Below are 23,500 nucleotides of genomic sequence, written 5' to 3'. Positions count from 1 at the left end.
ATTCTCGCTTCCCCAGCCCAGTGCTGGAATCAGCGTGTCCAAGATCAGGGGTCAAGTCCCGGCGTACTACTCTTCGTCGCCGGTCTAACGATCTGCACTTTCTCCCCATCCATGCAGATCTTTGTGTTGGGGAGGGCAATACAGGGATTCGGCGGCGGTCTCTCTATGGTTCCGCTCTACACCATCATCGGCAACCACGTACACCCGCTTCGACAACCACCATTCTTCGCCGCTTTCGCGGCCGCCTGGGTCCTGCCTGCGCTAATCGGTCCGGGAATTGCGGGCCTGGTTGTTCAGTATGAGAGCTGGCGGTGGATTTTTGGTTTTGTCCCTGTCGTCTTCCTGATCGCGTTTCCGGTTCTGGTCAAAGTCACGGCCGCGCTTCCCCGGACAGAACCAGCGGACTCAGATGGTTCAACTAAGCGCAGAGTGTTACTTGCGGTCGGCGCCGGCGTATCGGTGGCGCTTCTCCAGGTGATGTCCGGGACAGAGCCAGACGAGTTCACCCCCTTGATCCTCCTCATAATCGCGGTATCGGCGATCCTCACTTTCGTGTTCATGAAGCCGCTACTCCCCGCGGGAACCTTCACCGCAAAACGAGGGCTCCCCTCCACCGTCCTACTGCGCGGACTGGCCAACGGGACTTTTATCGGGGTAGAGACCTTTCTCCCGCTCTTACTTCAACTGGTACACGGGTGGGATCCCGCCAGCGCCGGCCTCGTGCTAACAGTTGGTTCCATTACCTGGGCTATCGGATCAGCCGTTTCCGGGCGTATCACCGACCAAGCGAAGCGCGCGCAACTCCCAGTGATCGGCACGCTGGTGCAACTTGTCGGTACCGCGATCACCTTCGCAGGCGTGTTCGAGGGCGTACCCGGCGCAGCAATCATCATCGGCTGGACCATAACCGGACTTGGCATCGGCCTCATCTACCCCACCATGACTGTTCATGCGCTCGCCATGACCAAGACACGAAACAAAGGGAAGACCTCATCCGCTCTGCAGATGGCCGACACTCTTGGCGGCGCATTCTGTGTGGCAGCAGCGGGAATCGCCTACGCCCTGGTACTACCGAGCCTATCCCCCGCCTTCGCGGCCGCAGTCGGACTGATGGTTGTCCTCCTGGTGATGGCAATGCCAATTGCCAGGCGGATCAGTCCGGTCCCAGACTCCGACGAGGCACTCCAGTTACAACAGACCCAACAACTGTAAGAGGAGACGACAGCGTCGCGAAATGTATACGTTGGGAACCGATGCGGCCGTGGGGTACCTACCCCAGACGCAGTTTGGTTCCCAACGTAAACACTTCAGGGCTGTGGAGGGCGTGCACGCCCAGTCGCTTAGAAAAGTACTAAGAATGTCATCCAACACAGGACAACGGCTCCTTCAGGGGCGGAAGCTACTCAAAAACAATGAGAAACGTCCAGAACCTGCCGAACCTCGTGAAACTGCACGTTCTACACCTAGAACTTCTCGATTGCCTCAGCGCCCTCCCCGCTACAACCGCCACATTACCAAGCCTATGCTTGAAGCAATGGCGTCGGAGTATCGTGCTGGGGCTACTGCGGTTGATCTATCCAAGAAATATGGATTCCACCGGGTGACGATCATGAATCATCTAGAAACCGTAGGTATCAAGCCCAGAGCGATGAAACCAACCGAAGCTGAAGTTAGTCACTGGCGAAAACTCCACGCAGATGGATTAAGCGGTTCGAAAATAGCTGAGCAGGTCGGATGGAGTCCATCGACAGTGCGTAGGTACGTTCGCGCCACTACCTCCCCACGCCAGTGATTAAGGCTCGGGTACTACTGGAAATTGCTTCCAGAAAAATTGTTCTTGGTGCAAGCCAGGCGCGACAGCGTACCTGACCACGCCCTATTATATGTGACGTAGCTCACTTTGTCGAGTGTTTTCTAAAGGCCTAGGTCCAGCACCCCAGTAGCCTGAAGCAGACGGATTGCGTGCGTCCAGGACACGGCCTTGCACGTGTTCACGCTTATGGAGGTGCACCATCGCTAAATCAGTGGAAGGCCTCGAGCCCTCGCGACCCGGACAAACAAAGGCCCTGACGGAAGCGTCCAAGCGCTGGATGCAAAAGGCCATCGCGGCTTGGCACGAAGATGACTGGGAAGCAGTCTGCCTAATGGCACCGCAGTCGATCGAACTCCTTTCTAAGGCTGTTCTCTGGGAAGTAAATCCAGCGCTGCTCGCCCCCATGGGCGCGCAAGACGGTGAAGCTTCCCTACTCAAGCTGGTGCGCGGCGACCCGCTCTCCAGCAGCGGTATGAAAACAATCGGACTCGGAGCAGCTCTCAAGCGCCTGGCCACGTTGGACGACTCCTTTCCAATACCGAAAGCCCGCTACGCGCGAATCGCGGACGTTAGAAACGGGCTGGTCCACATTGCCCAGGGAGCAACGGAACCAAGAGCAATCCTCGTAGATTGCCTACGTGTCGCCGACTACTTGATTCCAAAGCTCTCAACTGACCGCAGCGACTTCTACGGCTCTGGGTTCAACACTGCGGAGGCACTGCTAATCCAGCATCAAGAATCCGTCGAAGCAACCGTGAAGCTGAAACGCGCCAAGTCCAGCAAGGAACTTGCGGATCTCAGAAGCAACCTAGACTCCTCAGAGTTCGAGGAGGTCGTCGCCATGCGTGAGAGCGAAAAGTTCAGCGTCGCCCAAGACCACTTCACGTCAGCAGATGCGACAAGCGTCGACCAAGACTGCCCAGAGTGTGGCTTCACCGGACGCCTCATTGGAACTCCTCAGGTTGAAGGAGCAGTTGACTGGGACGTCGAGAAGCTCGGCGATGGATCGTGGATTCCCGTACCGATGGGCTACTGGGAGATCTACTTTGACCCAAGCGCCTTCGCATGCCCGGTCTGTCGCTTGAAGCTCCTAGGCAGAGACGAACTCGCTGCCGCGCATCTGCCGTCAAGCACACTCGAGGTGGACCGCCCGGACCTGGATGACCCCGACTTCTCACTTGACGAACTTATCGAAGCCGAATCTCACTACGACGTCCACGGCGTCTAACGCTGCAAAGCGACCCCCAGCTTGTTGTAGTTTTCGCAACGATGACCTCTGGAGAGCGCCCCAAGATGGCTTTTCAGGTCTTGACTTCACACCCAAATGCTTCATAGTCAGTAGCAAAAGTGCTTGCGCTTACACCCAAGCAACAAACCGGTGAAACCGGGTCAAACAAAAATAACAAAAGCAAACAGGAGAAAGCAGGTGATGCAAAGAAAACAAACCCACAAACCAAAACCAAATGGTCTAAACCAAGGATTCACAATCATTGAGCTACTTATCGTCATCGTGATCATTGCCATCTTGGTAGCAATAGTGACCGTTAGCTACAACGGAATCACAAGACAAGCCAAAATAGCCTCATTGAAGAGCGACCTGAAGAATGCCTCAACTCAGATTGAACTGACCAATGCCAAGTCGGGCTCGTACCCAACGAGCGAGGCCGCCATCGACGGAGGTCTCAAGGCCTCGCCGAACAACACTCTAAGCTACGCAGGAAGCGAAAGTGCATTCTGTGTGACGGCCACGAACTCTCAGGCGAACCTAACATTCAGTATCACGCAGGATGGCACGATCAGTGAGGGTGCGTGTCCTCTGCAGTTCTTCACTTCAGCTAGTTGCCCTAGCGAAAGAACGCTCGCCGTGGATGCTAGGGATAACCGTACCTACTGGATTCAGAAGCTAGCTGACGGCAACTGCTGGATGCTAACCAACCTGGCCTACGGAAGCGGGGGCAACAACATCTATGGCGATACAAAAGAGATATCAAATGGTACAGCAGACACCGTCGGAACCAATATTGAAGCCAAATACTATGTACACCCAAACGCAAACTTCACCGCCTACCCTAAACCCCCGTCAGTCGCCATGGATGGGGGTATGAGCACCTCAACTAGACAGTACGGATACTTATATAACTGGTGCGCCGCTATGGGTAACCAACAAGGAACGAGTGCCTGTACGAGCTCTACCACGCCAGCTGCAAATACCGCCATATCCATTTGTCCCGCAGGTTGGCGCTTACCCACAGGGCAAGGAGGTTCTCCAGTCAACGAATTCAAAGCACTGAACGATGCCGTAAACGGTGGCCTAACTAGTACGGATGCGGGACTAAGAGGAATATGGCTGGGACAATATAGCGGTAGCTGGTATGGCGGAAGCTTCAGTAACTCAGATTTAGGGTATTATTGGACTTCCAGAAAGGTGGCTGGGAGCACCGCTTATAGCTTGAGCTTCCGCAGTACTGGCATCATCGGATTAGGTAGCAATAACAGTAGTTCGGAAGGCGGACTAGCAGTTCGTTGCGTATCAAATCAATAAATCGATCCACGGATTGACAGCGGCCATGGGACTTTTGTGCTGAGGCGCACGTCACATGGGCTTACTGTCCGTACCCCAAGAGTCGTAGCTTGGTCCATCTGATGCCGGTGGCGATGCAGGCTTCTGGATTCGCACACTAACTGGCACCGGAAAGTCCACGCCCATCAGAATCGCTTCACCAGGTACCAATCCCGGGAGTAGTTTCGTTGCCGAATGGTCGAGTTCAGCTGCTGCCTGCTCCACTCTTTGACGGTCGCGGCTATCGGCCAAGCGGTGAACAATAGTCATGCCAACCTGACTGAGAACGCCTGCAGGGAGATCACCAGGCCGCTGCGTGGCCATACATACAGTCAACCCATACTTACGACCCTCTTTGGCAATCGCATCGAAAGCGTTTAAGTGCGTGCTGGAAAGTTCGTCCCCCACTGTCACGTCGAAGAACTGATGAGCCTCGTCTAAGGCCACCACGAGTGGTCCCGTTTGGAAGGATCCCGCCCTGGCCCAACTAAGAAGAGTCTGTCCGAGAATATTTACAACGATCTCCCGCAGGTGATTGGCGAATGTCAGATTCCTCAGGGATACGCGAAGGATATGGCTGTCCGAGTTCTGAACCCAGTTGAACATTTCGCCTACAACGTTGGTCGTTCCAGGTTGTGGGTCGATTACATTCATAATTTCTGGTGTTTGGAGCAAGTCGTTGATACGGCTAATCAGAGAAGAGACATAACCGACCTCGGTGTCATTGGATTTCCCAAACAAGTGGCTATTCTGCCCGAACCCCGTCGGCCAGATACACTCACACTGCACTTGTTCCGCAAGCGCCCTGATATTGAACGGAGCGAACGGATGCTCTATCGCTTTGGTGTACCTTGATGTCGCAGTTTGGTACTCCGCCATTGGTTTCCCGGCCTTAATGATGGGACCGTTCGTAACCGCGAATTGCTGGTGCGCAGGATCTCGATTCTGATCAGAATACACCGCATGAGCCAAGCGTAATGTTCGCACTGCTTCACGGAGTTTCGGCAGTTGAGCGCCTGAGGACGGGCTTAGGAAAGCGTTGCGATCTGTCTCCCGCATCATGTAATGCGGAATACCCACGAGTTTGGTGTTAGATGGCTCGTTGGCCGTGGACCCGAAGGCCAAGTGCGTTGCACGATCCCCAAGGGTTCGAAATTCCCCTGTTGCATCGATCAGAATCATTTTTCCCTTTAGCGATGAAACGCTCTCGGCGATATGGCCAAGAGTCCAGCTCTTGCCCGAGCCGGTCGCTCCGACTATCGCCATGTGTCGACCGAACAGACGAGACAATGGCACATCCACAGGAATAGAGTCATCGAGAGACAACCGTCCCAGACGGAGGGTGCGAATGCTCGGATCAGGAAGTGCGCCAATGATTGCTAGGACAACCTCTGAGCTGGCCGCGAAGACAACGTCCCCTATTCTTGGATACCTAGCGATTCCCCTTTCAGCGCGCCCATTGAGCTCAAGCGTAGAAAGTAGCTGTACGCGCCCTTCAGCCGAGATCCTTGTGTACGGTTCATCCGCAAGTGTTTCGGCTCGTCCGGCTGGCACCCCAACCCGCAACATGCGCCCGAACACTGCGACGCCGCCGACGTCTATAACGACAAACTCACCAACCTCGCCTCTGCCGAGCTTCTCCCCATAGTGAGCTCGAGGAAGCTGATTGGCTGCCGACAGCGCCACGTCAACAAACGACCCATCAACCTGGTGAACGCGCCCGATCTGGCGGTCGGGACTAAACGGGTGCGCCTCCATCACGGCCTCCGACCGGGAGTAGAGAACCGTTCGGCATGAACCTCTCGTTCCTCACGAGGAGGTACGTCCGGGAGCAACTCGACAAGTTGATCGAACGTTGCCTCCAGCAAGGTCAGTCGCCTGTCTCCCTTCATGATCAACTGCTCGATCTCCTTGAAGGTTCCCGAGGCTCCGGAAGTACGAATTCCGGGAGAGACAAAGGCTGCACGAAGTCCTATGTTGGCGCGGAGTGCTGCTTTGATGGGAGCAGTCAGATGGTCGTCGTTGAAACCGAACCCCACCACGAGCAGCCCAACGTCTGGCTGCCGTAGAGCCATTTGAAATCGCGACATGAACTCCAGATATGGCTGCTGGTAGGACAATTGGTATTTGGTAGCTGATGGGTAGATCAGCACGGGATTATCTGGCTTCATGGAGCCGCAAACCTTCTGGACCTCCTCGTCCTCGAGGTTCCAGTTGACTGATCCATGAAGCTTCAGGAGATGGAAGACGCTCGGGTCCAAAGTGAGTGGCTCGTGCGGACGGCGCTGCACGTAATCCAGATCGAACGAGCCACCGTCGAATGTCTCTCCCCCAAACCCAAACCCGTCGATGACATTAAAACGGGCATTCTTGGCCGCAGCCTCAAAGGCCAAGTCGTAATTGGTTGTGAAAACCTGGGCACGCTGAAGGCGGGTAGACCGCCTCGCCACCTTCCGAAGGAAGAGTTCGTGACTGACTAGGTCAGTGTTTCTATCGACAAAGCTGCATTTGGTCCAGATGATGCCCTCTGCTTCAGAAACGAACTCACTCAGGGCCGTGTTGACAGGATCAAGAGCTAGTCTGGCTTGAGCGTCGGACAAGACATGCTCGAGATTCTTCGAAGCCACCGGTCCGGGAGTGAGAGTCTCCTCGACTTTGCCAAAAGATTGAAGCATATAGACATCAGTCCAAAGGTCACCCATGCTTGGTGCTAGGCGTTTCCCCTTGTTATCAACAATGCCTAATGAAGTCCCAGAACCCGCTAGAACCACAAGGCTCTCACAATTAGTTATGGATGACAGCTCCTCCGTAAGTGAGGTCAGAGCTGCCTCTCGACGAGCCTTCTCGTCTTCGTTATTCGGCGAAATGCTATCGATCTCTTGCCAGCCCCTAGCGAAACCACCAAGAACTGCTCGGTCACCCACACCCACCGCTCCTCCTCAGGATCTAAGCAATACGTCGACTCCACAGATGAAGCAGCTGCGATTTCCCATTCGCTCCACAAAGCACTCAAACAACGCCTCACTTTTCATGTGCCAATGGCACCACATGGAGCTAGACGTCAACGCGAATTGGGCAGACCATCTAACCACCGTGACCTAGAGTGAATTAGCACTAGCGATAGCAAAGTGAGACTCACAAAGCTCTATGTCCTATGCCAACAACCACCAATCTACACGCACGTCACCGCTTCCGCTTCATGTGGACCCGAAGATATTCTCCCTCCGAGTTGACGGACGCAACCGTCCCGAGTGTCTTGAGTTTCTCAAAGAGCTCCTGGTTCGACTGAGTATCTGCAAACTTGGGGCTCGCGTGGCCTATGACCGTCAATTTCGCATAGTTACCACCGAGGTACTGCAAGATCGGGAACAGCTCACCTTGGTCGATGTCCTCTAGGTGAGTGCTCAGCAGTGGCACAACGACTTCAGGATGTTTACCAGCTCTCGCAAGTCGCCGAACCACTGTAAGTGGCACGTCAAAATTATGTGATTCCGCGTATTTTCCAATCTCAGCTAAGCCCGCGTCTCCGGAAGCTGACAGGTATAACTCAACGCCATCGACTACCCGCTCCTTAACCACATCGCTGACTCTCTGACTTTCAAAGAGATTCGCCAAATCGGTGCCTACCAGTGCGGGAGTCATGTACTCGTGGAACTTCCTCGACTTGGATATGTATGCCTCCCGACTAGACCAGTCGAGGCCCAGCAAGCGCTTGTAGCTAGCTTCGTCATCTTCGATCTGGTCCTCCTCCAAGAGAAGTGCGTAGAGGTAACCATTCTCAAGAGGAATGCTCCCGACTGGAATCCAATCATCTAGCGCCAGGCTCTCTACTAGATCCACGCGGACATCCGCTTCAGGTAGCGTGGTGCTGGCATTAAGAATTATGGCTGCCAGTGCCGTTTTTCCTTCTTCATCTAGTCCGTCTATCTCGCTAAGTGTCTTGTTGGCTTTGAGCAGCGTGGCGATGGACTGGTCTAGAAATCCGACTTTTTCGATGTATTTATCGACATTTTCGGCAGTGGTGAGGAACCGCTTTTCAAAGGCTAGAGGCTCCCACACCTCTTGAGGAACGTCTTCCAAACTCTCAATGACGCAATCAGGAGATGCGTTAGCGATCATTCGCTGGACGTGCTCCAAGTCGGCCTTGCCCAACACCTCGCCTATTGCAGATGCATACTCGTCAGGGCGACGAACGGTCGGCGACAAGCCCTGAATGGTGTTCAGGTACTCCTCAAGACTTAGAACCAAATAGGTGAACGCATCTGGTCGCGCATCCTTGATCGTGTCCAGCGCCAGGTCCTCTTCGTCCCCCGAGATAACCTTCAAATTGTCAGCGTTAATGTCAAAGAGTCCCCTTTCGATGAACGCTGACTGCACATTGGTCCCGAGGAGCCTAAGCTCAGCAGCCTTGAAAGTCCCTTCTTCAAGCCAGGAAGCGATTCTCTTCGCTTGGGTTTTGCTTGTCGAGTCAGACGTCATAACCTCTAGCTCAGCGTAGTGGTCTTTTAGATAGTCATCGATCTCGTCATAGTCCATATCGTCCGCGAAGTTACTTAGAGCAACTCCCACCAACTTCAGCCGGGTCGAGTCATCAAGTTTGGCTGTTGAAACTAGGTACGAAGTCACTCCCTCGGAGACCTTTGTCAGGCGTTCTATAAGCTCTTCGGAACGGCTCCCATTATCCAGATAAGCCTGCAACATCTTAAGTTGCTCATCTTTGTAGACACCAAAGGAACGGATCATAGCGTCTGCCTTAGATAGGTCCTTCCTTAGGAGGTAATCAAGGATGTGGATGTTGTAGTAGACCGACTCCCTCATGGCATCATCGGGCTTTCCCTTTATCAGGGCAGCCACGTCGGCTGGGCTGAGCTCGAAATACTCGTCCATAAGATTGCGCTTTATGTGATGAATAGTGAAGTTCGTAGCAGCAGGCCCAAATGTCGTGCCATGGAACATGGACGTGTATAGCGTAAAGTTGCTGTCAATATAGCCTGCCCTAACGAGGTTGTGAGCTAGCCCTTTCGCCTCCAAGACATCCTCGGCGACTGCAGCGAGGGACTGGGACTCGCCATCATAGCTAACCTTGAACGTCTCCTCCTTTATCAGGTCTCCCATGTCGGCGCTCTTGAGGAAGTCCAGGTCATTCTGCTTTTCACGAATTCTCGAACGTACGCGCGCGCGTTCTTCTTCGTGCCACACTGCACGATCGATCGTGACCCCCAGTGCGGCCTCAATACTGTCCCAGCCAAACGTGAGTTGGCCCCCTCGATAAGCGGCATTCCTCCATGTCAAGCTCGTGTCTTCAGGGGCGCTAATTAGCGCTGCCCAAAACTCTCTGGTCGTCAATGCCCCTTCATCATAGAGAACACCTTTCACGATGAAATCAGGGGTGCCCCAAGCGTACGGCACCTGTCGCGTGGAACGCTTTATATATTCGAGCAACGTAGCACCAGATCGAGCACTCCAGCCCGCATCGGGTCGAACCGAACGTAGGTCGTCACGAAGCCCCCGTATTTCATCTTGGATCGACCGGGTGTTCTCGCGAATCAGTTCCCTTTGCTTCTCGTAGAGCTTGTCAAGATTGCTTTGCTGGTATCGAATGGATTCAAAGTCCGCCAGATGCGTGCTCTTGTAGATCATCATCGCGAAAAGCTGGGGATCTTTCAGTTCAAGCCTCTCTCCGTCCCCAGAGAAAATCCGCTCCCTAAAGACGACAAACTCATTACGAATATTTGTAAGCAGACGCATTTCGGGGATGGTTTGAACAGCTATGTCAAGCAATCCCTCGAAACTAAGGGTCTCGTCATCCTTGTAGTCGACATCTTTCAACACTCGGAGTGTTAGGTCTCCTGCGCTCTGGTGGCTTATGAACGGAACGACTGGGATGACCAGGTCGAAGAACTTGGTGCGGTTGGCTCTGATGGCTTCTATCTGGGCTGGATCCTTCAGGTCTTTGACGGCTTGATCAGAATCACGGTCTTGCTTCTCTAGGCTCTTGTGGTCAAAGATACTGTCCCGCGTCGCGTAGATGAATCGAACTGGGTCATCGCGACTTCTTAGCTTGGGGGAGGCGTTAATCAGGATGTTAAGTTCACGAAGAGTCTCGAAGATTCGAGCGTCGTCAAATCTATCAATATCCTCAAAAACAACTATATTCCGCTTTTTGTGAGCTTGGAAAAAGTAAACAATTTCGTCGAGATACTGGTCAAAATACGAGGCGACACCATCTCCGAGGGTGACAGTGGCTGGACCAGTTGAGAACTGCTTGATGTGGATCCGTCCGAAAGTTAGGTATTGAAGCAGACTCGAGCCAAGTAATGTGATGACGAAAAACCAGAATGGAAGCCAGTTGCCGAGGTCTACGAACGGCGCAGCAGCTACCGCAAGCTTTTCCATCCAGCCTGTTATTACAAACAAGATCGTCAAGACAACTGCTGAGATCAGAGATATCCCCGCCACTCTCCAGAATCTCAGAGGCTCAATTCTTCTGAACCTAGAGGCTGGCATCTTGGAGGGGTCTTCGCGGTACAGGAGTTGCTTAACGATCTCTTGTTGAATCTGGTTCGTTTTACTGTCAGTACGACCGTCAAGTGACGTCCCGGCCTCACCTTTCTTGATCGGGGCCAGCGTAGGCAAAGAGAGCATCACTGCTCGTTTGGGATACTCTTTCAGCAGCCCGTCGAGGATACTGCTCTTACCCACGCCATAGCTGCCCGATAGGGCAATGTTTCGGACGCGCTTATCCTTGTCCTGGTCGATTACCTTCCGCAGCGTGTCAACATAGACCTTATGCTCTCCCTCTTTATATTCGGGCGTAAGCAAAAGCAGGTTCCAACCTGAACCTTCAGCAGAGTCATCTTCAGTGCTGCGAGGCTCCGTCATTCCAGATTCCATTCCTCATCCGCCAGTGGCGCTCCGTTGAGTTCGTCTCTACGGAGCCTCCAATCAGGGAGGTACTCGTCCATCAGCTCAGTAAACCTTGCGTTATGTCCGCGTTCAAGCAGATGAATCAGTTCGTGAACAACGATGTATTCGAGGGAGCGCGGGTCTTTCTTGGCGAGTTCTGGATTCACGGCAATCGTTGCCGACTCAGGGATACAGCTCCCCCACTTAGTTTTCATGCGTCTTACTACGACCTTATCGGCTTCGACACCGATAACTGATTGCCACTTTTCGACTAGGTCAGGCAGCACGGCCTTTAGTTCTCTGCGGTACCAGCGGTCGAGTGCAGCCCGCTTACCGTCAGCGTTCGCGGTTTCAGGTGCGATAAGCCAAAGCGTCTTGCCTTTTACTCTCACCTGATAGCGGCCTGATGTTTCCGAAGCATTCAAGCGGTAGCGCTGCCCCCAGACATAGTGAGTCTCCCCGGTTTGCATTTCGCGCTTGGTCTGGCGTTCGGCATGTTGTAGACGGTTTCGTTGATCCTTGATCCAAGAGAGTCGCTCAATAATCGCTAGCCGGATCGTGTCCTCACTGATGCTTTTTGGAGCTGCAACCCTGATTCTTCCTGCTGGCGGGTAGACGGAGATATGTAGGTTCTTGATGTCCTTATAGAAGACATCAACTCCGAGTCCGGAAACGGTCAAAATGGCGTTAGCGGTACTCATCGTGCTCCTTGAGAAGATTCACGAGATCATCGAGCTGTTCGTTAGAGAACTCGTTGGGAAGCTCGCGGCGCAGGACTCGTTTCAAAGCCCGCTCCTTCATTGGATTGCCAACCCAACCGTGGTCTTTGTTGCTCTGGATGAAATCAGAGATGTGCTCAAGCTGAGCTTCGTAGCCCTCGGGCCAGTCAAAATCAGCGAAGGCGCGCTGGGCAGGACTGGTCACCCATGCCGGGTAGACCCTGTCAGACTCCTTGTTGCCTACCTTGGTTGTTAGATCTAGGAGATCCTGCAGGTAGTCGGCATACTCGTCGGCCTGTTCGCGTCGCTTCTCGATGATCGCGTCAAGCAGGGCTGACATTTGGTCGTAATACTTGGGATTGAGCGCTCGCTCATCAACGATGGTCTTACGGACGTTGTTGATAATCGTTTCGGCGACGGCTTCCTTGTTGTCCTTGATGCCTTTGGGAAGAGTATCGATTGCTTCGTCGCCGCGCTCGACGATCAGCTCAACGAGCCCCTTCTGGAGGGTTGCAACGTTCTCCGACGGTTCGGCCAGGATGTAGGTGTCAAGCAGGGAGCGCATGCCGGCCTCGAACTGCTTCATGTCAATGTTCTCGCCCGCGCCACGCTCCACTTCATTGCGAACGGCAACGAAGTGCGCCACTTCTTTCTTGATTGAAAGTGCTTCGGAGGCGCTGTAGCCAGCTTCTTCCATGTCGTTGGCGAGTGTCGCGTAGGAGCGAACCAACGATGCAACAGATTTGTAGAGCTGGATACGTTTCGGTTCGTTCTCTTTGATTTGCTCAGCGTCACCCGGCACCTTGGAAACGAAGTAGTGCTGGTACTCAACAGTGCCCTTGGGTGGCGCAACTGGCTCACAGAGTGCCCGAACTTTTTCTAGAGCTTCGTCTAGGTCTTTGCGATCCTGCTCGGTTCTGTCTTTCAAAAGACCGTCGATGTCCTCTTTGGCGTAGCCGTCCAGGGCTCCAGCGGTGTAGTCGTGAATGGCTTTATCTAGGGATTTGAAGAGGTCGCGGTAGTCGACAACATAGCCATAGGTCTTGTCCTCCCCATCGAGGCGGTTGACTCGGCAGATGGCCTGGAACAGACCGTGATCCTGCATCGACTTATCTATATAAAGGTAGGTGGCACTTGGGGCGTCAAACCCGGTCAGGAGCTTGTCGACGACAATCAGCAGGCGCATCTGACCCGGCTCTTTAACGAAGCGACGCTTGACCTCGGTCTCGAACTCATCGATTCGTAAAACTGCTTTATCAGCTGGCTCCTGGAAATAGTCCGACAGCATTTGGCGGTAGATGTCGTACTTCATCAGTTCTTCATTAGCACCGGCTCCCGCATCTTCTTTGGAGATCGCAGTAGCGCTCGGCACGTAGCTGGAGACAATCGCGACCTTGTCCTTGAACCCAGCCTGAGCGAACATCTCGTAGAACTTGCAGGCTTGATAGACGCTTTCGCTGACCAACATGGCGTTGCCGCGACCAGAAACCAGACGAGGTTCGCGCTCAAAGTCCATCAGGATGTCTTGAACAATCATGGAGGCGCGAGAGCGAGCCGAAACGACCTTCTGAATCGTTCCCCACTTCCGCTTCAACCGAGCTTTAGAAAGATCAGTCAGCCCCTTGGTCTTAACGTCGAACCATTTATCCACTGCCTCTCGGCCGACTAGTTGCTGGTCGATGTTACGAGCGGTGTAGCGCAGATCCAGGACGACACCATCGCGAACTGCCTCATCGAACTTGTAGGTGTGGATGAAGGAGCCGAACGTCTCGATGCTCGTCATCTTGTCCGCCTTAAGAAGCGGAGTGCCGGTGAAACCAATGAACATGGCGTTCGGCAGAAGGGTTGTCATTGCCTTATGGAGCTTGCCACTCTGGGTGCGATGAGCCTCGTCAACAAAGACAAAGAGATTTCCTTTCGCCTTCCAGTCTGCTGGAATGCTCGAACCGAGCTCAGCAATAAAGGCATCCGTCTCGCCATCATCCGACTCATCATCTCGCTCCGCAGCGCGAAACTTATGAACTAAAGATGCCACCAGCCAAGGTTGACTCTTGCCAAGAGTTTCAATCAGGTCAGCGCCGGAAGAGGCTCGGTAGATCGACTCGTTGACGCCGCCGAAGACCTCTTCAATCTGATCGTCCAGTTCGGTACGGTCAGTGATGATTAGGACGCGGGCATCGTCTTGGTTCTCTCGAATCCACTTGGCAAGCCAAACCATCGTCAGGCTCTTGCCGGAACCCTGCGTGTGCCAAATGATTCCGCCATCGTGGGACCTAACCCGTTCCTGGGCGGCTTTCACTCCGAAGTACTGGTTGTGGCGGGCAACCTTCTTGACGCCAGAATCAAAAACAATGAAATCGTGGATTAGTTCAAGGAAGCGCTCCTTAGAGCACATCTGCAGTAGCGCTTGATCAAGAGGGTTCGGCTCATCGCCTGGTTCGCGCCACTCCAGCCAGTACTTCTCCGGTGTATCGATGACGCCATAACGCAGACCTTCAACATCGTTGCCTGCGAAGAGGAGCTGGACAGTGGTGAAGAACGGACGGACAAAGTGTTGCTTCTGGTTGCCAATGTTCTGGCGGATGCCCTCACTGACGCTAACCCAAGAGCGCTTCAACTCAGTGACCCCAAGAGCCATGCCGTTGACGTAGATGACGACGTCTGGGCGCTTGGTGTGCTCACCCTTGATCGTCACCTCTTCAGCCACCATGAAATGGTTCGCTCCAGGATTGCTCCAGTCGATAGGCCAGACGGTCTCTGTGGTCTCGCCAACGTCACGCTTGATCTTCACGCCATAGCGAAGCAACTCGTAGAACTTGCGGTTGGCATCGTAGAGGTTCTGTCCCGCACCCAAAGAAGCAGCCGCTGTTAGCTGCTTGACGGCTCGGCGAACCAGTTCATCGTCGTAACCACGAGCCTTGAGGTTCTGTTCCAAGACCGGGACGTCGATGTTCCGGTTGTCCCAGTCCTCCCGATTTCCGCCATAGTCATAAGCAAGGCGCGACGGGTCACGAAAGAGGTCGACAGCGCGATTTTGAGTCTTGCGTTCAATCTGGCCGACGTCACTCATGAAGCCACCTCCGGAACCAGCCGAGTCCGACCCGTCAACAGCTCCTGCATCATGCCTTCTTTGATCGCACGAGCAGACTCAAGCTGACGCTCCAGAGCCGAGATCTCCTTATCGGCATCAAGCAAAACCTCAGCGATAGCTTGCTGCTCAACAACACCCGGAAGAGAAAGAGTCATCTTCTCGACATCGCTGTGAGAAAGATGCTTTACCGTGGTCGCTCCGGTCGAAGCTTGTAGCTCCTTCAACGGGGACCAGAGTGCATAGGCAAGATAAGCTGAACTAACCTGAGAAGAGGCTCTGAGCCGACCGACTCGTTGGTTTAGTAATGCGCCTTCGGAACGCCATATCACCGGCTCAAAGTCCCCATCCATACCGACCAGAACGTCGCCGCTTCGCAAGACATAATCTGCAGAGTATGGCCCCTCGTAAAAAGTGATCGAGTCGTCCGCGCGCAAATCTCTATTGCGGACAAGGCGCACTCCTCGTGGCGTCGTTGCGAAATATCTTGATTCAAATGGAAAGCCAGCCTGAAACTTCAGAACACTACCCAGCTGGGTATCAACCCACTCCCCTGCGAAACCTGGCAAGCGCGTTCTACCGGACAACAACTCCTGCATCAGACCCTGCTTGATATCACGTTGCTTTCGGAGAACCGCATCCAAGCTAGAGATAAGATCGTCTGTCTCCCAGAGAGTCGTTCCAATGCGTTTCTGCTCTTCTTTGGAAGCAGGTATCCGGACTTCAAACTCACGCACAATGTCCGAGTTGATATTGGTCTGCGAGCCTGACTGCCCTGCTTCTCGGAGCAAATGCTCAGACGATTTCAGTAGGTAGAGCAAGAATTGCTGATCGGCCTGGAGCCTTTGGAGACTTACAAACCCGTCGTGGATGCATGACTGAACAGCTGTAATCACCGGGACTCCGACGGTTGCGGCGATACTCATAATGAGAGTGCCAGGCTCCAAGTATCTGCTTCTCACTACTCCGTCTGGAGACAGCGCCTGCGTAGTTGACGTCAACAACCTTCCGTCTGACCGATTCACGTCAGCTATCCGTACCCAGCGAACCTCACTACTGGCGTCGAACCATCTCGGCGAGGCGATCGGGCGAGGCGACGCTCCGCGCCTGACCGTAGCTAAGTCCCCTAGGGTAGTCTCGATCCAGCGGCTATTACTCATTGTCGAATCCCATCCTGCCCAAATGCATCAAGACTTTGCCGGTTAGAGACTCGACATCAGCTCGAAGCTGGTTGAGCGTCGATTCGTACCGAGTAGCAAGTCGCTCTAACCGCGCGGTGAACCGTCGAAGCGTCCCGGCTGTCTCGGACTGAATTGCGGTTTCGACTGCATACGACCACTTGTCATCAATGACCAACGATTGGATCTCGTCCGTCGTTAGCTGGCCATATTTGGCCAATACGCGCTCGTCGAGCTCTGTTTGTGCTGTCTTGAGATTCCGCTTCGTAGCCGCCTGATCTGTAAAGAGCAGAAGAACGGTGTTCAGCGCTGTGATCTCGTCTTGTCCTGCACCGTCAGCCTTTGCCACTTTCAGCCGGTCTTGGATGGATTTCTTCGTTATCTTCTCGTCGACAATTGCTTCCCAAAGGAGTCCGTCCTCGATTGAGTTTTCCTCGATGAACTCCTCGAGCTGCTGAGACACCACCTCTACCCGCGATTGAAGTTCATCAACCCGGTCTTGCTCGTTGCTGAAGAAGCGCTTGACCAGGAGTGTTGGTGGAATGAGGTCCATAACCCATCGTCTGGCCTTGGCTCCGGAGCCAAGGATAAGGTCAGCATCCTCGTACTTAGTCTTGTTGCTCCTGTCTTTCCATGTTCGCGCAACGCGAGGTGTGGCTGCTTCGTTCCATCCCTCGCCGACGATGAGCGTGACATCGTCATGCATCGTGGTGTTCCAGTAACTCATAAGTTGTTCGTAGACGGCGTACTCGTCGAGAAGCCTGTGGGATCGGAACTGCTCAAGTAGTGACTCACTGAGTTCAGCGATCAATTCATTCGGTCGAGTCTGCGTCGAGATACCTTCAAGTAGGTGCCTGTTGCTGTCCCACCACGTTTTGACGAGGTCTGTGGTTCCAGCGACAACAGATTTGTATGGTTCGAACTCTGTTAGCGTCTTCTCAATGTCACTCTTGCTAACCCTGAGCTCCGAGTAGCCGTCCCTAAGCGGTGAAAATAGTTCTTCCCTAAGACCCGGAAAGGCCTCCCAATAAAGGTCTAGCGCGTCGAGATCTCGATTGGGAATCCCACCCTGTAGGTGAGCTCGTAGGTCTTGGACATCTTCGGGTTCAGATGTATCTATGTAGCGCGGAATGTTGAGGTTGCAGTCGTTCTTCGGATCTTCGATCTCGCTGAGAGGCACAAACCGGGAGTAGTGATCGATGCTCGCCTGCTTTGTGTAAGCATCGACGATCTTGTGCATGTCGCGAGGGCGAAGACGGTTCTTGTCGCCGTCTTTTTCGAAACCCTTCGACGCATCGATCATGAATATGCCAGAGCGGTCTTTGGCGTTCTTCTTGTCAAGCACGAGGATGCAGGCAGGGATGCCGGTGCCGTAGAAAAGGTTTGGTGGCAACCCTATGATCGCTTCGATATAACCACGCTTGACAAGCTCCTTCCGGATTCGTCCCTCAGCGTTTCCCCTGAATAAGATTCCGTGCGGCAGAATCACAGCGCCACGTCCGGTCGACTTGAGTGACTTGATCATGTGGAGCAAGAAGGCGTAGTCACCGTTCTTAGCTGGTGGTGTTGGAAACCCGTCGAATCGCCCGTAATCCTTCTTGACGCCGTTGGTCCAGGTCTTGACCGAGAAAGGCGGGTTAGCGACAAGGTAGTCAAAGGTCTTGAGGTTGTCGCCTGTTCGGAACTTGGGATCAGAGAGTGTGTTCCCTAGAGCGATCTCATGGGTCTCGTTGCCGTGGAGAATCATGTTCATGCGAGCGAGCGCCCAGGTCGCGTTGTCGTTCTCTTGCCCGTAGATGGACAGACCATTCGGTGCTGCGTCAGCCACCTTGATCAGTAATGAACCAGAGCCGCAGGTTGGATCGTAAACAGTAGTGGATTTCGGAGTGCCTGCCGGAATCTTGAGTAGCTGCGCCATTACTCTCGAAACTTCTGCAGGAGTGTAGAACTGTCCCTTGCTCTTACCGGACTGGGTGGCGAAGTGGCGCATCAGGTATTCGTAGGCATCACCTAAGAGATCATCGCCTTGTGCGCCAGAACGGGAGAAATCGAGGTCTTGAAAGATGCCAATCAAGTTCGTCACGGTATCTTGTAGATCTTGACCTGAACCGAGTTTTGTCGGGTCATCAAAGTCCGCGTTGTTGATTACGCCTTGGAGTCCATTGGCTTCAGCGAGCTTACTAATGGCGACATTTACCTTCTCGCCAACATCTGGTTTTCCTTTTAGAGAGATCAAATGGTCGAAGGAGCCGTCTTCGGGAACCTCGATAAGAGAATATGGATCAGCCTTAGCCTTGTCCGACACATACTTAACAAAGAGGAGTGTAAGGACATAATCCTTGTATTGGCTGGCATCCATCGAGCCACGGAGCTCATCGGCGCTACTCCAAAGCGAACTGTAGAGATCAGATTTCTTGAGTGCCAATGTCACGCCACCACCCTCGTCAGCGCTTCTTGCGCCTTGTTCGTTCCCCGCTCGGTATGACTCATCGCGATATATTCTCCTTTGCGCGGCAGCGCAAGTTAGTGCTTGTCTTCATTGCTCTACCGTCTACAGTACCGGCGACCTCCGACACATAGGCGATTACTCAGTAACCGGGAGCTTGTGGCTCGAACCTGACGCTACTTTCTAGGTTCCATTATCGCACGAACGGCAATTTTCGTGAAGCATAGAGTGAGGCTAAAAGAGCAGGTCAGCATTTGTTTAGACGAATAGCTGGGGGTTAATCTGTTTCCCAGCGGAGCCGCCAAGCTGCTTCAAGCATTGCTAGATCATCGGAGATACTCCGTACGGCATCAACCGCATCCACGAGCTCAGCACGAGTCACCTTGATGTCGTGCTCCAACATCTGACGTTCATCGGGTTCTGGCTCCACAATATTCACCTTCCCAGCTCAAGCTTGCTCAAGCATCGCACTCGGCGCATTGACTGCTTCTAGCGCCATTTGTGCCTCTGATGGTAAGCCCATGACCGGTCAGTTAGACCCCATGGGTTCGACGTCTTCGGCATAGGCGGAGCGTTGTATGGTGTCCACTCGCCGTCGCCACTGTTTCTTTCTCGGTACATGGTTGTTTGCGCTTCGCTGAAGGACATTCCGACGTCTTCCATCAGGAACTTGAAGCGCTGCAGGGACTTCCAGGGCACACGATAATGGTGGCCACCATCCGTGTAGTAAATCCTCCCCAGGCTGTAGCAAAGCTGCTGGGCTTTCCAAATTTGGATGTCTAGTTCTTTAGCAACCCGCCGAGCACTTACCAGTAGCTTGGGAGGGTCTGGTGGTTCCCAGTGTTCGGCACGAATTGGCTTGTTCATCGCCACCACAGCTTTGAAACGCCCGGCTCGCGAGGCATCGAATCAACCCAAGCAAGCAGCGAACCGTAAACGACCCTATAGTTCATGGTGCCGCGTCCAATGAAAACCCGTTGAAGATCTCCGTCTTTGACAGCTTCGCGGATTGCTCCTTCCGTCAGACTGAGCATCCAAGCGGCTTCCTTTACCGTAATTAGGATCTTCTCGTCCCAAGGATCGACAGTCCCTCCGGTTAGGCGGTCACCTCGCGGTTTTCCTCCACGGCGGCGAGCCTCGGCTGGAGAAACGACTGTAAACTCGGGCTCCGGAACTGACTTGACCACTGCTTTTCGTCGACGCGTCCCAGCAGATTGCTTATCAGCTCCACCGCGAGGCAATGTCCTGCCCGAACGAGCCTTTTGTTGCGCTTTCTCGGCCCGTTCAGCGTCCTCCTTGGCCTTTGCCGCAAGCCTTTGCTGTTCGGCCTGCACGCGCGCAGCTGTGCGCTCACGCTCCAATCTGATTAAGTCGTGATCCGCCGCTTCTGGCCAAGCCTTGCCGCGTTCTGTCAGCGCAGCAGACCAAGTAGAACCCTGTCCAGATATTCGAACCAGACCACGGTTATGCAGTGCCCGTGCTGTGGTCTTATGCCCGAGCTCTTCTGGAAGGTAGACCCCTTCAGGACATCCATCCTTGATCCAATTCAAGACTTCTTGCTGTCTTTCGGTGAGCTTCATCGTGCTCTGAGCTGTATCGTTCATAGCCTCATCGCTACCTCTCCGAGACTCCCAAACCGTGGCTGTCTGCGGCCATGATGGCTGCGCACAGCGCAACTAGTCAAGTGAGGCAGTTTGTGAAGCTGTCGTTGTAGTTTTTGCAACGTCGACCCCATGACGAGACCGGAACTTCACCAAAAGCCTATTGACAGAAAAACCAAATGCTTCATAGTCAGTAGCAAAAGTGCTTGCGCTTACACCCAAGCAGTCAGCCGGTGAAACCGGGTCAAACAAAAATAACAAAAGCAAACAGGAGAAAGCAGGTGATGCAAAGAAAACAAACCCATAAACCAAGACCAAATGGTCTAAGCCAAGGATTCACAATCGTTGAGCTTCTGATCGTCATCGTGATCATTGCAATCCTGGTAGCAATAGTGACCGTTAGCTACAACGGGATCACAAGACAAGTCAAAATAGCCTCATTGAAGAGCGACCTGAAGAATGCCTCAACTCAGATTGAACTGACCAATGCCAAGTCTGGCTCTTACCCAACAAATGAGGGTCAGATTGATGGCGACATCAAGTCCTCACCAAACAACACCTTGAGCTACAAGGGGGGAGGCACCGCGTACTGTGTTACGGCTACCAATACCCAAGCTAACCTGTCCTTCAGCATTACCCACGACGGCGAGATCACGGAGGGGGATTGTCCGTTCATGTCTGGAGGACCCATGCAACTAGTCACCTCAGACAATTGTCCGACCACCAGGACCCTTGCCGTTGACGCCAGAGACAATCACACCTACTGGATCCAAAAACTAGCTGATGGCAAATGTTGGATGCTAACTAACCTGGCTTATGCAGGTGCTGGCGATAATACCTACGAGGATGTCATCCCAACTGGCGACGGAATAACCGGACTGCACGGTCCCGATAACGACGGCATAAGAACCTACACCGAAGCCAAATACTACATACCGCCGGACGCGAACCCAACAACTATCCCACAAACCCCCTCAGTCAATTCGGATGGTGGAGTTAGTGAATCAACCAGACAATTTGGCTACCTGTACAACTGGTGCGCGGCGATGGGGAACCAGCAGATACCGGCGCAGTCAATCAATTTGCCAATCTTAACAACGCAGTCAATAGCGCTAAGTGGTACACGGATACCGGCCTAATAGACAGCCCATGGCTCGGGCAGCGTGGTGGCTACTGGAATAACGGCTTCAGCTACCAGGGTGATTATGGCTACTACTGGGCTCCTTTTCAAGACAGCGGAATGTTCACAGCCAAGTATTTGAGCTTCGGCGCCAGCCACGTCTACCCGATCAATTATTCCATCAACAAGAGCTTCGGGCTTGCGGTTCGTTGCCTCTTGAAGTGATCAGGAAGATGGACCAAACCAGCCCGTGGCCCAGCCAAACGCAGTGTTCAAGGTGTTGCTCGGATTGGTTTGTCGCCCTTGCCACTGAAGGAAAGTAACAGATTCCAAGCACGCTTGTTCTTGAACAATTTTCGGTTTACTTCGCGACAATATCAATGGTTGCTAGGGTGCGGTAGGCCGTGAACTGGAGGCCGATGTCAGGGTCTGGCTGGCTACTATCAGCGAAGGTAACCGTTCTCATTGGGGCGTCTCGTCCTTCAATCGAAATGCTGTAAAAGACAGTTCCTGCGGTCACCTGCTGTGCATCACGCACGTCCTGGGGTAGTTCGATGTGCACGAGGTGCCGTGCCGATCGGTATTGCTGGTTGCTTGCTACGGTCGCCGGAACCTTCTCAAGGTCAACGCTGATCTTTTTCTCTTGGATCTCGTCGCTGTCGCGGGCGTGTTTCCAAAGACGAATTAGTGGTGCTGTTTCATCGAGGTTCTTGGTCGTTAGTTGGTAGATACTCAAGAAGAGCCCCTCGTCGAAGCCCCCATCGATCTCTATAGTGAGCATTTCTGTGCCGAGTCGTCCCTTGACTTCGGCTATGTAGACCAAGTCTTTTGCAATGGTGGAGATTCCATTGTCTGACCAGCGCCTACCGGTGCGTTGGTCACGGATCTGTCCGCGCTCTTCAAACACTCCGACTACGTATTCGAGCCGGTCTAGGACTGTTTCGGCTGGTGCCGTGATAGATAGCGCTGCGGCGGCTTCGTTGCGGTTACCTTCGCTGGCATAGCGACGCATCTCGCGTCCAAACATCAAGAAGGCTTCTAGCAGGTCACCACCCCCGCAGACTCGAACCAGGTTGGGGTAGTTGTTGAATTTTTGGGCATCTAGGATGCCTTGGGCTCCTCGAATGGCTGTCAGCTCCTTTTTCACGGTGGCGATGAGGGCGTCAGATTCGTCCCCTAGATCACTTTGTTTGCCCAACTCTCACCTCCGGCACGAGGCGTTTTCTTCCGTGCACTTTTTTGTCATGACCAACGCTATCCCACCCAAAGAAACTAGAGGCACTAAAAGACAACGACACGAACGGAGTAGAAAATGTCTAGCGAGGTTTCTTTGTTTGGGGGTAATTCCCTGACAACACAGCAAGGCAGGCGGGTTAGCGGCGCGGTTGCTCGGGCCACTCAGCGTGAAGTTGAGCAGGTCTCGGCGCGTGCTGAGATCCGGGCGGTCGAGGAAGCGGGTCATGCGTTCCTGACATCTTTGGCGATGACTAATGTGGCAGTTTTGGTTGGTCAGGCTGAGATGCATGTTCGCACAAACCCGGGGGTTGCCCCTTTGATGGAGCAACTAGTGGGTACCTACGCGCTGGGCGCTGCCCAACGCTTGAATCAGGGTTTCTGATGCCTGTACGGATATCGGAGTTCATCAAGGCTTTTGGGTACATCTTCCCAAGGATCCTACTTGTCCTTGTCATTGCAGCTTCTGTGGTTTGGCTTGTTCTGACTGTCATTGCTAAGGCGCGAGATACGTTCCAGTGGTGGCAAGAAGAGCAAGCCATAGCCGACGTTCGTGAGCACACAGTCAGGATGGCATTCGACCTGATGTTGGAGCGTCAGCGGATACTTCGTCAGATGGCAGAAATTGCTTCGCGAGCGCCACGTTCGGTAACAGATTAGCCCCTTGTTTTGTCGGTGTTGTGTATTTGTCAACGGTTACTTTCACAGCCCCATTTATGCCCTGTAACCCCGGTCATTTGCTTGGATCTTCGAGCAAATGACGGGTGTTACCGGATATTTATCTTCCGTCGTTTCTGACGTATAACCATTAGCAGAAGCCAGACCGCCTGCCGCCC

At 53.5% G+C, this 23,500-nt stretch carries 17 protein-coding genes; 7 read left to right on the top strand and 10 right to left on the bottom strand.

Annotated elements, in window-relative coordinates:
* The 4 genes from H2O65_RS01925 to H2O65_RS01915 all read left to right on the top strand — a co-directional run bounded on the left by H2O65_RS01925 (window position 1) and on the right by H2O65_RS01915 (window position 4,355).
* A complete protein-coding gene (locus tag H2O65_RS01925) occupies window positions 1–1,212 on the top strand; it encodes an MFS transporter (protein ID WP_182142609.1) in 1,212 nt (403 codons plus the stop codon).
* A 22-nt stretch (window positions 1,213–1,234) separates the two neighbouring features.
* Entirely contained in the window at window positions 1,235–1,792 is a 558-nt protein-coding gene (locus H2O65_RS10595) for a helix-turn-helix domain-containing protein (RefSeq protein ID WP_398396709.1), read from the top strand.
* Window positions 1,793–2,090: 298 nt separating this feature from the next.
* Complete coding sequence (locus H2O65_RS01920; RefSeq protein ID WP_182141935.1) at window positions 2,091–3,041, top strand: hypothetical protein; 951 nt, start codon at window positions 2,091–2,093, stop codon at window positions 3,039–3,041.
* A gap of 150 nt (window positions 3,042–3,191) precedes the next feature.
* Window positions 3,192–4,355, top strand: a complete 1,164-nt coding sequence (locus H2O65_RS01915) for an FISUMP domain-containing protein (protein ID WP_182141934.1) — start codon at window positions 3,192–3,194, stop codon at window positions 4,353–4,355.
* 51 nt (window positions 4,356–4,406) lie between these two features.
* Here the strand turns inward: H2O65_RS01915 and H2O65_RS01910 are convergent, their stop codons facing one another.
* The 9 genes from H2O65_RS01910 to H2O65_RS01870 all read right to left on the bottom strand — a co-directional run bounded on the left by H2O65_RS01910 (window position 4,407) and on the right by H2O65_RS01870 (window position 20,314).
* Entirely contained in the window at window positions 4,407–6,131 is a 1,725-nt protein-coding gene (locus H2O65_RS01910) for an ATP-binding protein (RefSeq protein WP_182141933.1), read from the bottom strand.
* A complete protein-coding gene (locus H2O65_RS01905) occupies window positions 6,131–7,297 on the bottom strand; it encodes an SIR2 family protein (RefSeq protein WP_182141932.1) in 1,167 nt (388 codons plus the stop codon). The genes H2O65_RS01910 and H2O65_RS01905 overlap by 1 nt, the downstream gene beginning before the upstream one ends.
* Window positions 7,298–7,556: 259 nt before the next feature.
* Complete coding sequence (locus H2O65_RS01900) at window positions 7,557–11,267, bottom strand: DNA-binding protein (protein WP_182141931.1); 3,711 nt, start codon at window positions 11,265–11,267, stop codon at window positions 7,557–7,559.
* Window positions 11,252–11,980 (bottom strand): M48 family metallopeptidase, encoded by a 729-nt coding sequence (locus tag H2O65_RS01895; RefSeq protein WP_182141930.1) that lies wholly within the window; start codon window positions 11,978–11,980, stop codon window positions 11,252–11,254. Before H2O65_RS01895 ends, H2O65_RS01900 begins: the two co-directional genes overlap by 16 nt.
* Window positions 11,967–15,068 carry a type I restriction endonuclease subunit R gene (locus tag H2O65_RS01890; protein ID WP_182141929.1) on the bottom strand — a complete coding sequence of 1,034 codons (3,102 nt, stop codon included), beginning with the start codon at window positions 15,066–15,068 and terminating at the stop codon, window positions 11,967–11,969. The genes H2O65_RS01895 and H2O65_RS01890 overlap by 14 nt, the downstream gene beginning before the upstream one ends.
* The gene (locus tag H2O65_RS01885) at window positions 15,065–16,246 is read right to left on the bottom strand and encodes a restriction endonuclease subunit S (RefSeq protein ID WP_182141928.1); all 1,182 of its coding nucleotides are present in this window, start codon (window positions 16,244–16,246) and stop codon (window positions 15,065–15,067) included. The genes H2O65_RS01890 and H2O65_RS01885 overlap by 4 nt, the downstream gene beginning before the upstream one ends.
* On the bottom strand, window positions 16,239–18,695 hold the full coding sequence (locus H2O65_RS01880; RefSeq protein ID WP_220458763.1) for a class I SAM-dependent DNA methyltransferase: 2,457 nt from the start codon (window positions 18,693–18,695) through the stop codon (window positions 16,239–16,241). The genes H2O65_RS01885 and H2O65_RS01880 overlap by 8 nt, the downstream gene beginning before the upstream one ends.
* 292 nt (window positions 18,696–18,987) lie before the next feature.
* Window positions 18,988–19,140: a hypothetical protein gene (locus H2O65_RS01875; RefSeq protein ID WP_182141927.1), complete on the bottom strand. Its 153-nt coding sequence runs from the start codon at window positions 19,138–19,140 to the stop codon at window positions 18,988–18,990.
* A 433-nt stretch (window positions 19,141–19,573) separates the two neighbouring features.
* Window positions 19,574–20,314, bottom strand: a complete 741-nt coding sequence (locus tag H2O65_RS01870; protein ID WP_182141926.1) for an excisionase — start codon at window positions 20,312–20,314, stop codon at window positions 19,574–19,576.
* A 230-nt stretch (window positions 20,315–20,544) separates the two neighbouring features.
* Between H2O65_RS01870 and H2O65_RS01865 the strand changes: the two genes are divergently transcribed.
* A complete protein-coding gene (locus tag H2O65_RS01865; protein WP_182141925.1) occupies window positions 20,545–21,450 on the top strand; it encodes a type IV pilin protein in 906 nt (301 codons plus the stop codon).
* 342 nt (window positions 21,451–21,792) lie between these two features.
* On the opposite strand, the gene H2O65_RS01860 is transcribed toward H2O65_RS01865, so the two are convergent.
* A complete protein-coding gene (locus H2O65_RS01860) occupies window positions 21,793–22,629 on the bottom strand; it encodes a hypothetical protein (protein ID WP_182141924.1) in 837 nt (278 codons plus the stop codon).
* A 114-nt stretch (window positions 22,630–22,743) separates the two neighbouring features.
* Between H2O65_RS01860 and H2O65_RS01855 the strand changes: the two genes are divergently transcribed.
* Together H2O65_RS01855 and H2O65_RS01850 are read left to right on the top strand one after the other, a co-directional pair.
* Window positions 22,744–23,049, top strand: a complete 306-nt coding sequence (locus H2O65_RS01855) for a hypothetical protein (protein ID WP_182141923.1) — start codon at window positions 22,744–22,746, stop codon at window positions 23,047–23,049.
* Window positions 23,049–23,324, top strand: coding sequence for a hypothetical protein (locus H2O65_RS01850; RefSeq protein ID WP_182141922.1), 276 nt, complete (start codon window positions 23,049–23,051; stop codon window positions 23,322–23,324). Before H2O65_RS01855 ends, H2O65_RS01850 begins: the two co-directional genes overlap by 1 nt.
* Window positions 23,325–23,500: the final 176 nt, after the last annotated feature.

Origin of the sequence: Schaalia sp. JY-X169 (assembly GCF_014069575.1) — a bacterium.
Taxonomy (GTDB): domain Bacteria; phylum Actinomycetota; class Actinomycetes; order Actinomycetales; family Actinomycetaceae; genus Scrofimicrobium.
Note: the sequence above shows the minus strand (reverse complement) of the source record. Positions and strands in the feature narration are given on the sequence as shown.

Coding starts and splice junctions, on each gene's coding strand:
- H2O65_RS01920 (WP_182141935.1), top strand. CDS start 2,091: ATGCAAAAGGCCATCGCGGCTTGGCACGAAGATGACTGGGAAGCAGTC.
- H2O65_RS01910 (WP_182141933.1), bottom strand. CDS start 6,131: ATGGAGGCGCACCCGTTTAGTCCCGACCGCCAGATCGGGCGCGTTCAC.
- H2O65_RS01850 (WP_182141922.1), top strand. CDS start 23,049: ATGCCTGTACGGATATCGGAGTTCATCAAGGCTTTTGGGTACATCTTC.
- H2O65_RS01900 (WP_182141931.1), bottom strand. CDS start 11,267: ATGGAATCTGGAATGACGGAGCCTCGCAGCACTGAAGATGACTCTGCT.
- H2O65_RS01885 (WP_182141928.1), bottom strand. CDS start 16,246: ATGAGTAATAGCCGCTGGATCGAGACTACCCTAGGGGACTTAGCTACG.
- H2O65_RS10595 (WP_398396709.1), top strand. CDS start 1,235: ATGTATACGTTGGGAACCGATGCGGCCGTGGGGTACCTACCCCAGACG.
- H2O65_RS01870 (WP_182141926.1), bottom strand. CDS start 20,314: ATGAACGATACAGCTCAGAGCACGATGAAGCTCACCGAAAGACAGCAA.
- H2O65_RS01895 (WP_182141930.1), bottom strand. CDS start 11,980: ATGAGTACCGCTAACGCCATTTTGACCGTTTCCGGACTCGGAGTTGAT.
- H2O65_RS01855 (WP_182141923.1), top strand. CDS start 22,744: ATGTCTAGCGAGGTTTCTTTGTTTGGGGGTAATTCCCTGACAACACAG.
- H2O65_RS01890 (WP_182141929.1), bottom strand. CDS start 15,068: ATGAGTGACGTCGGCCAGATTGAACGCAAGACTCAAAATCGCGCTGTC.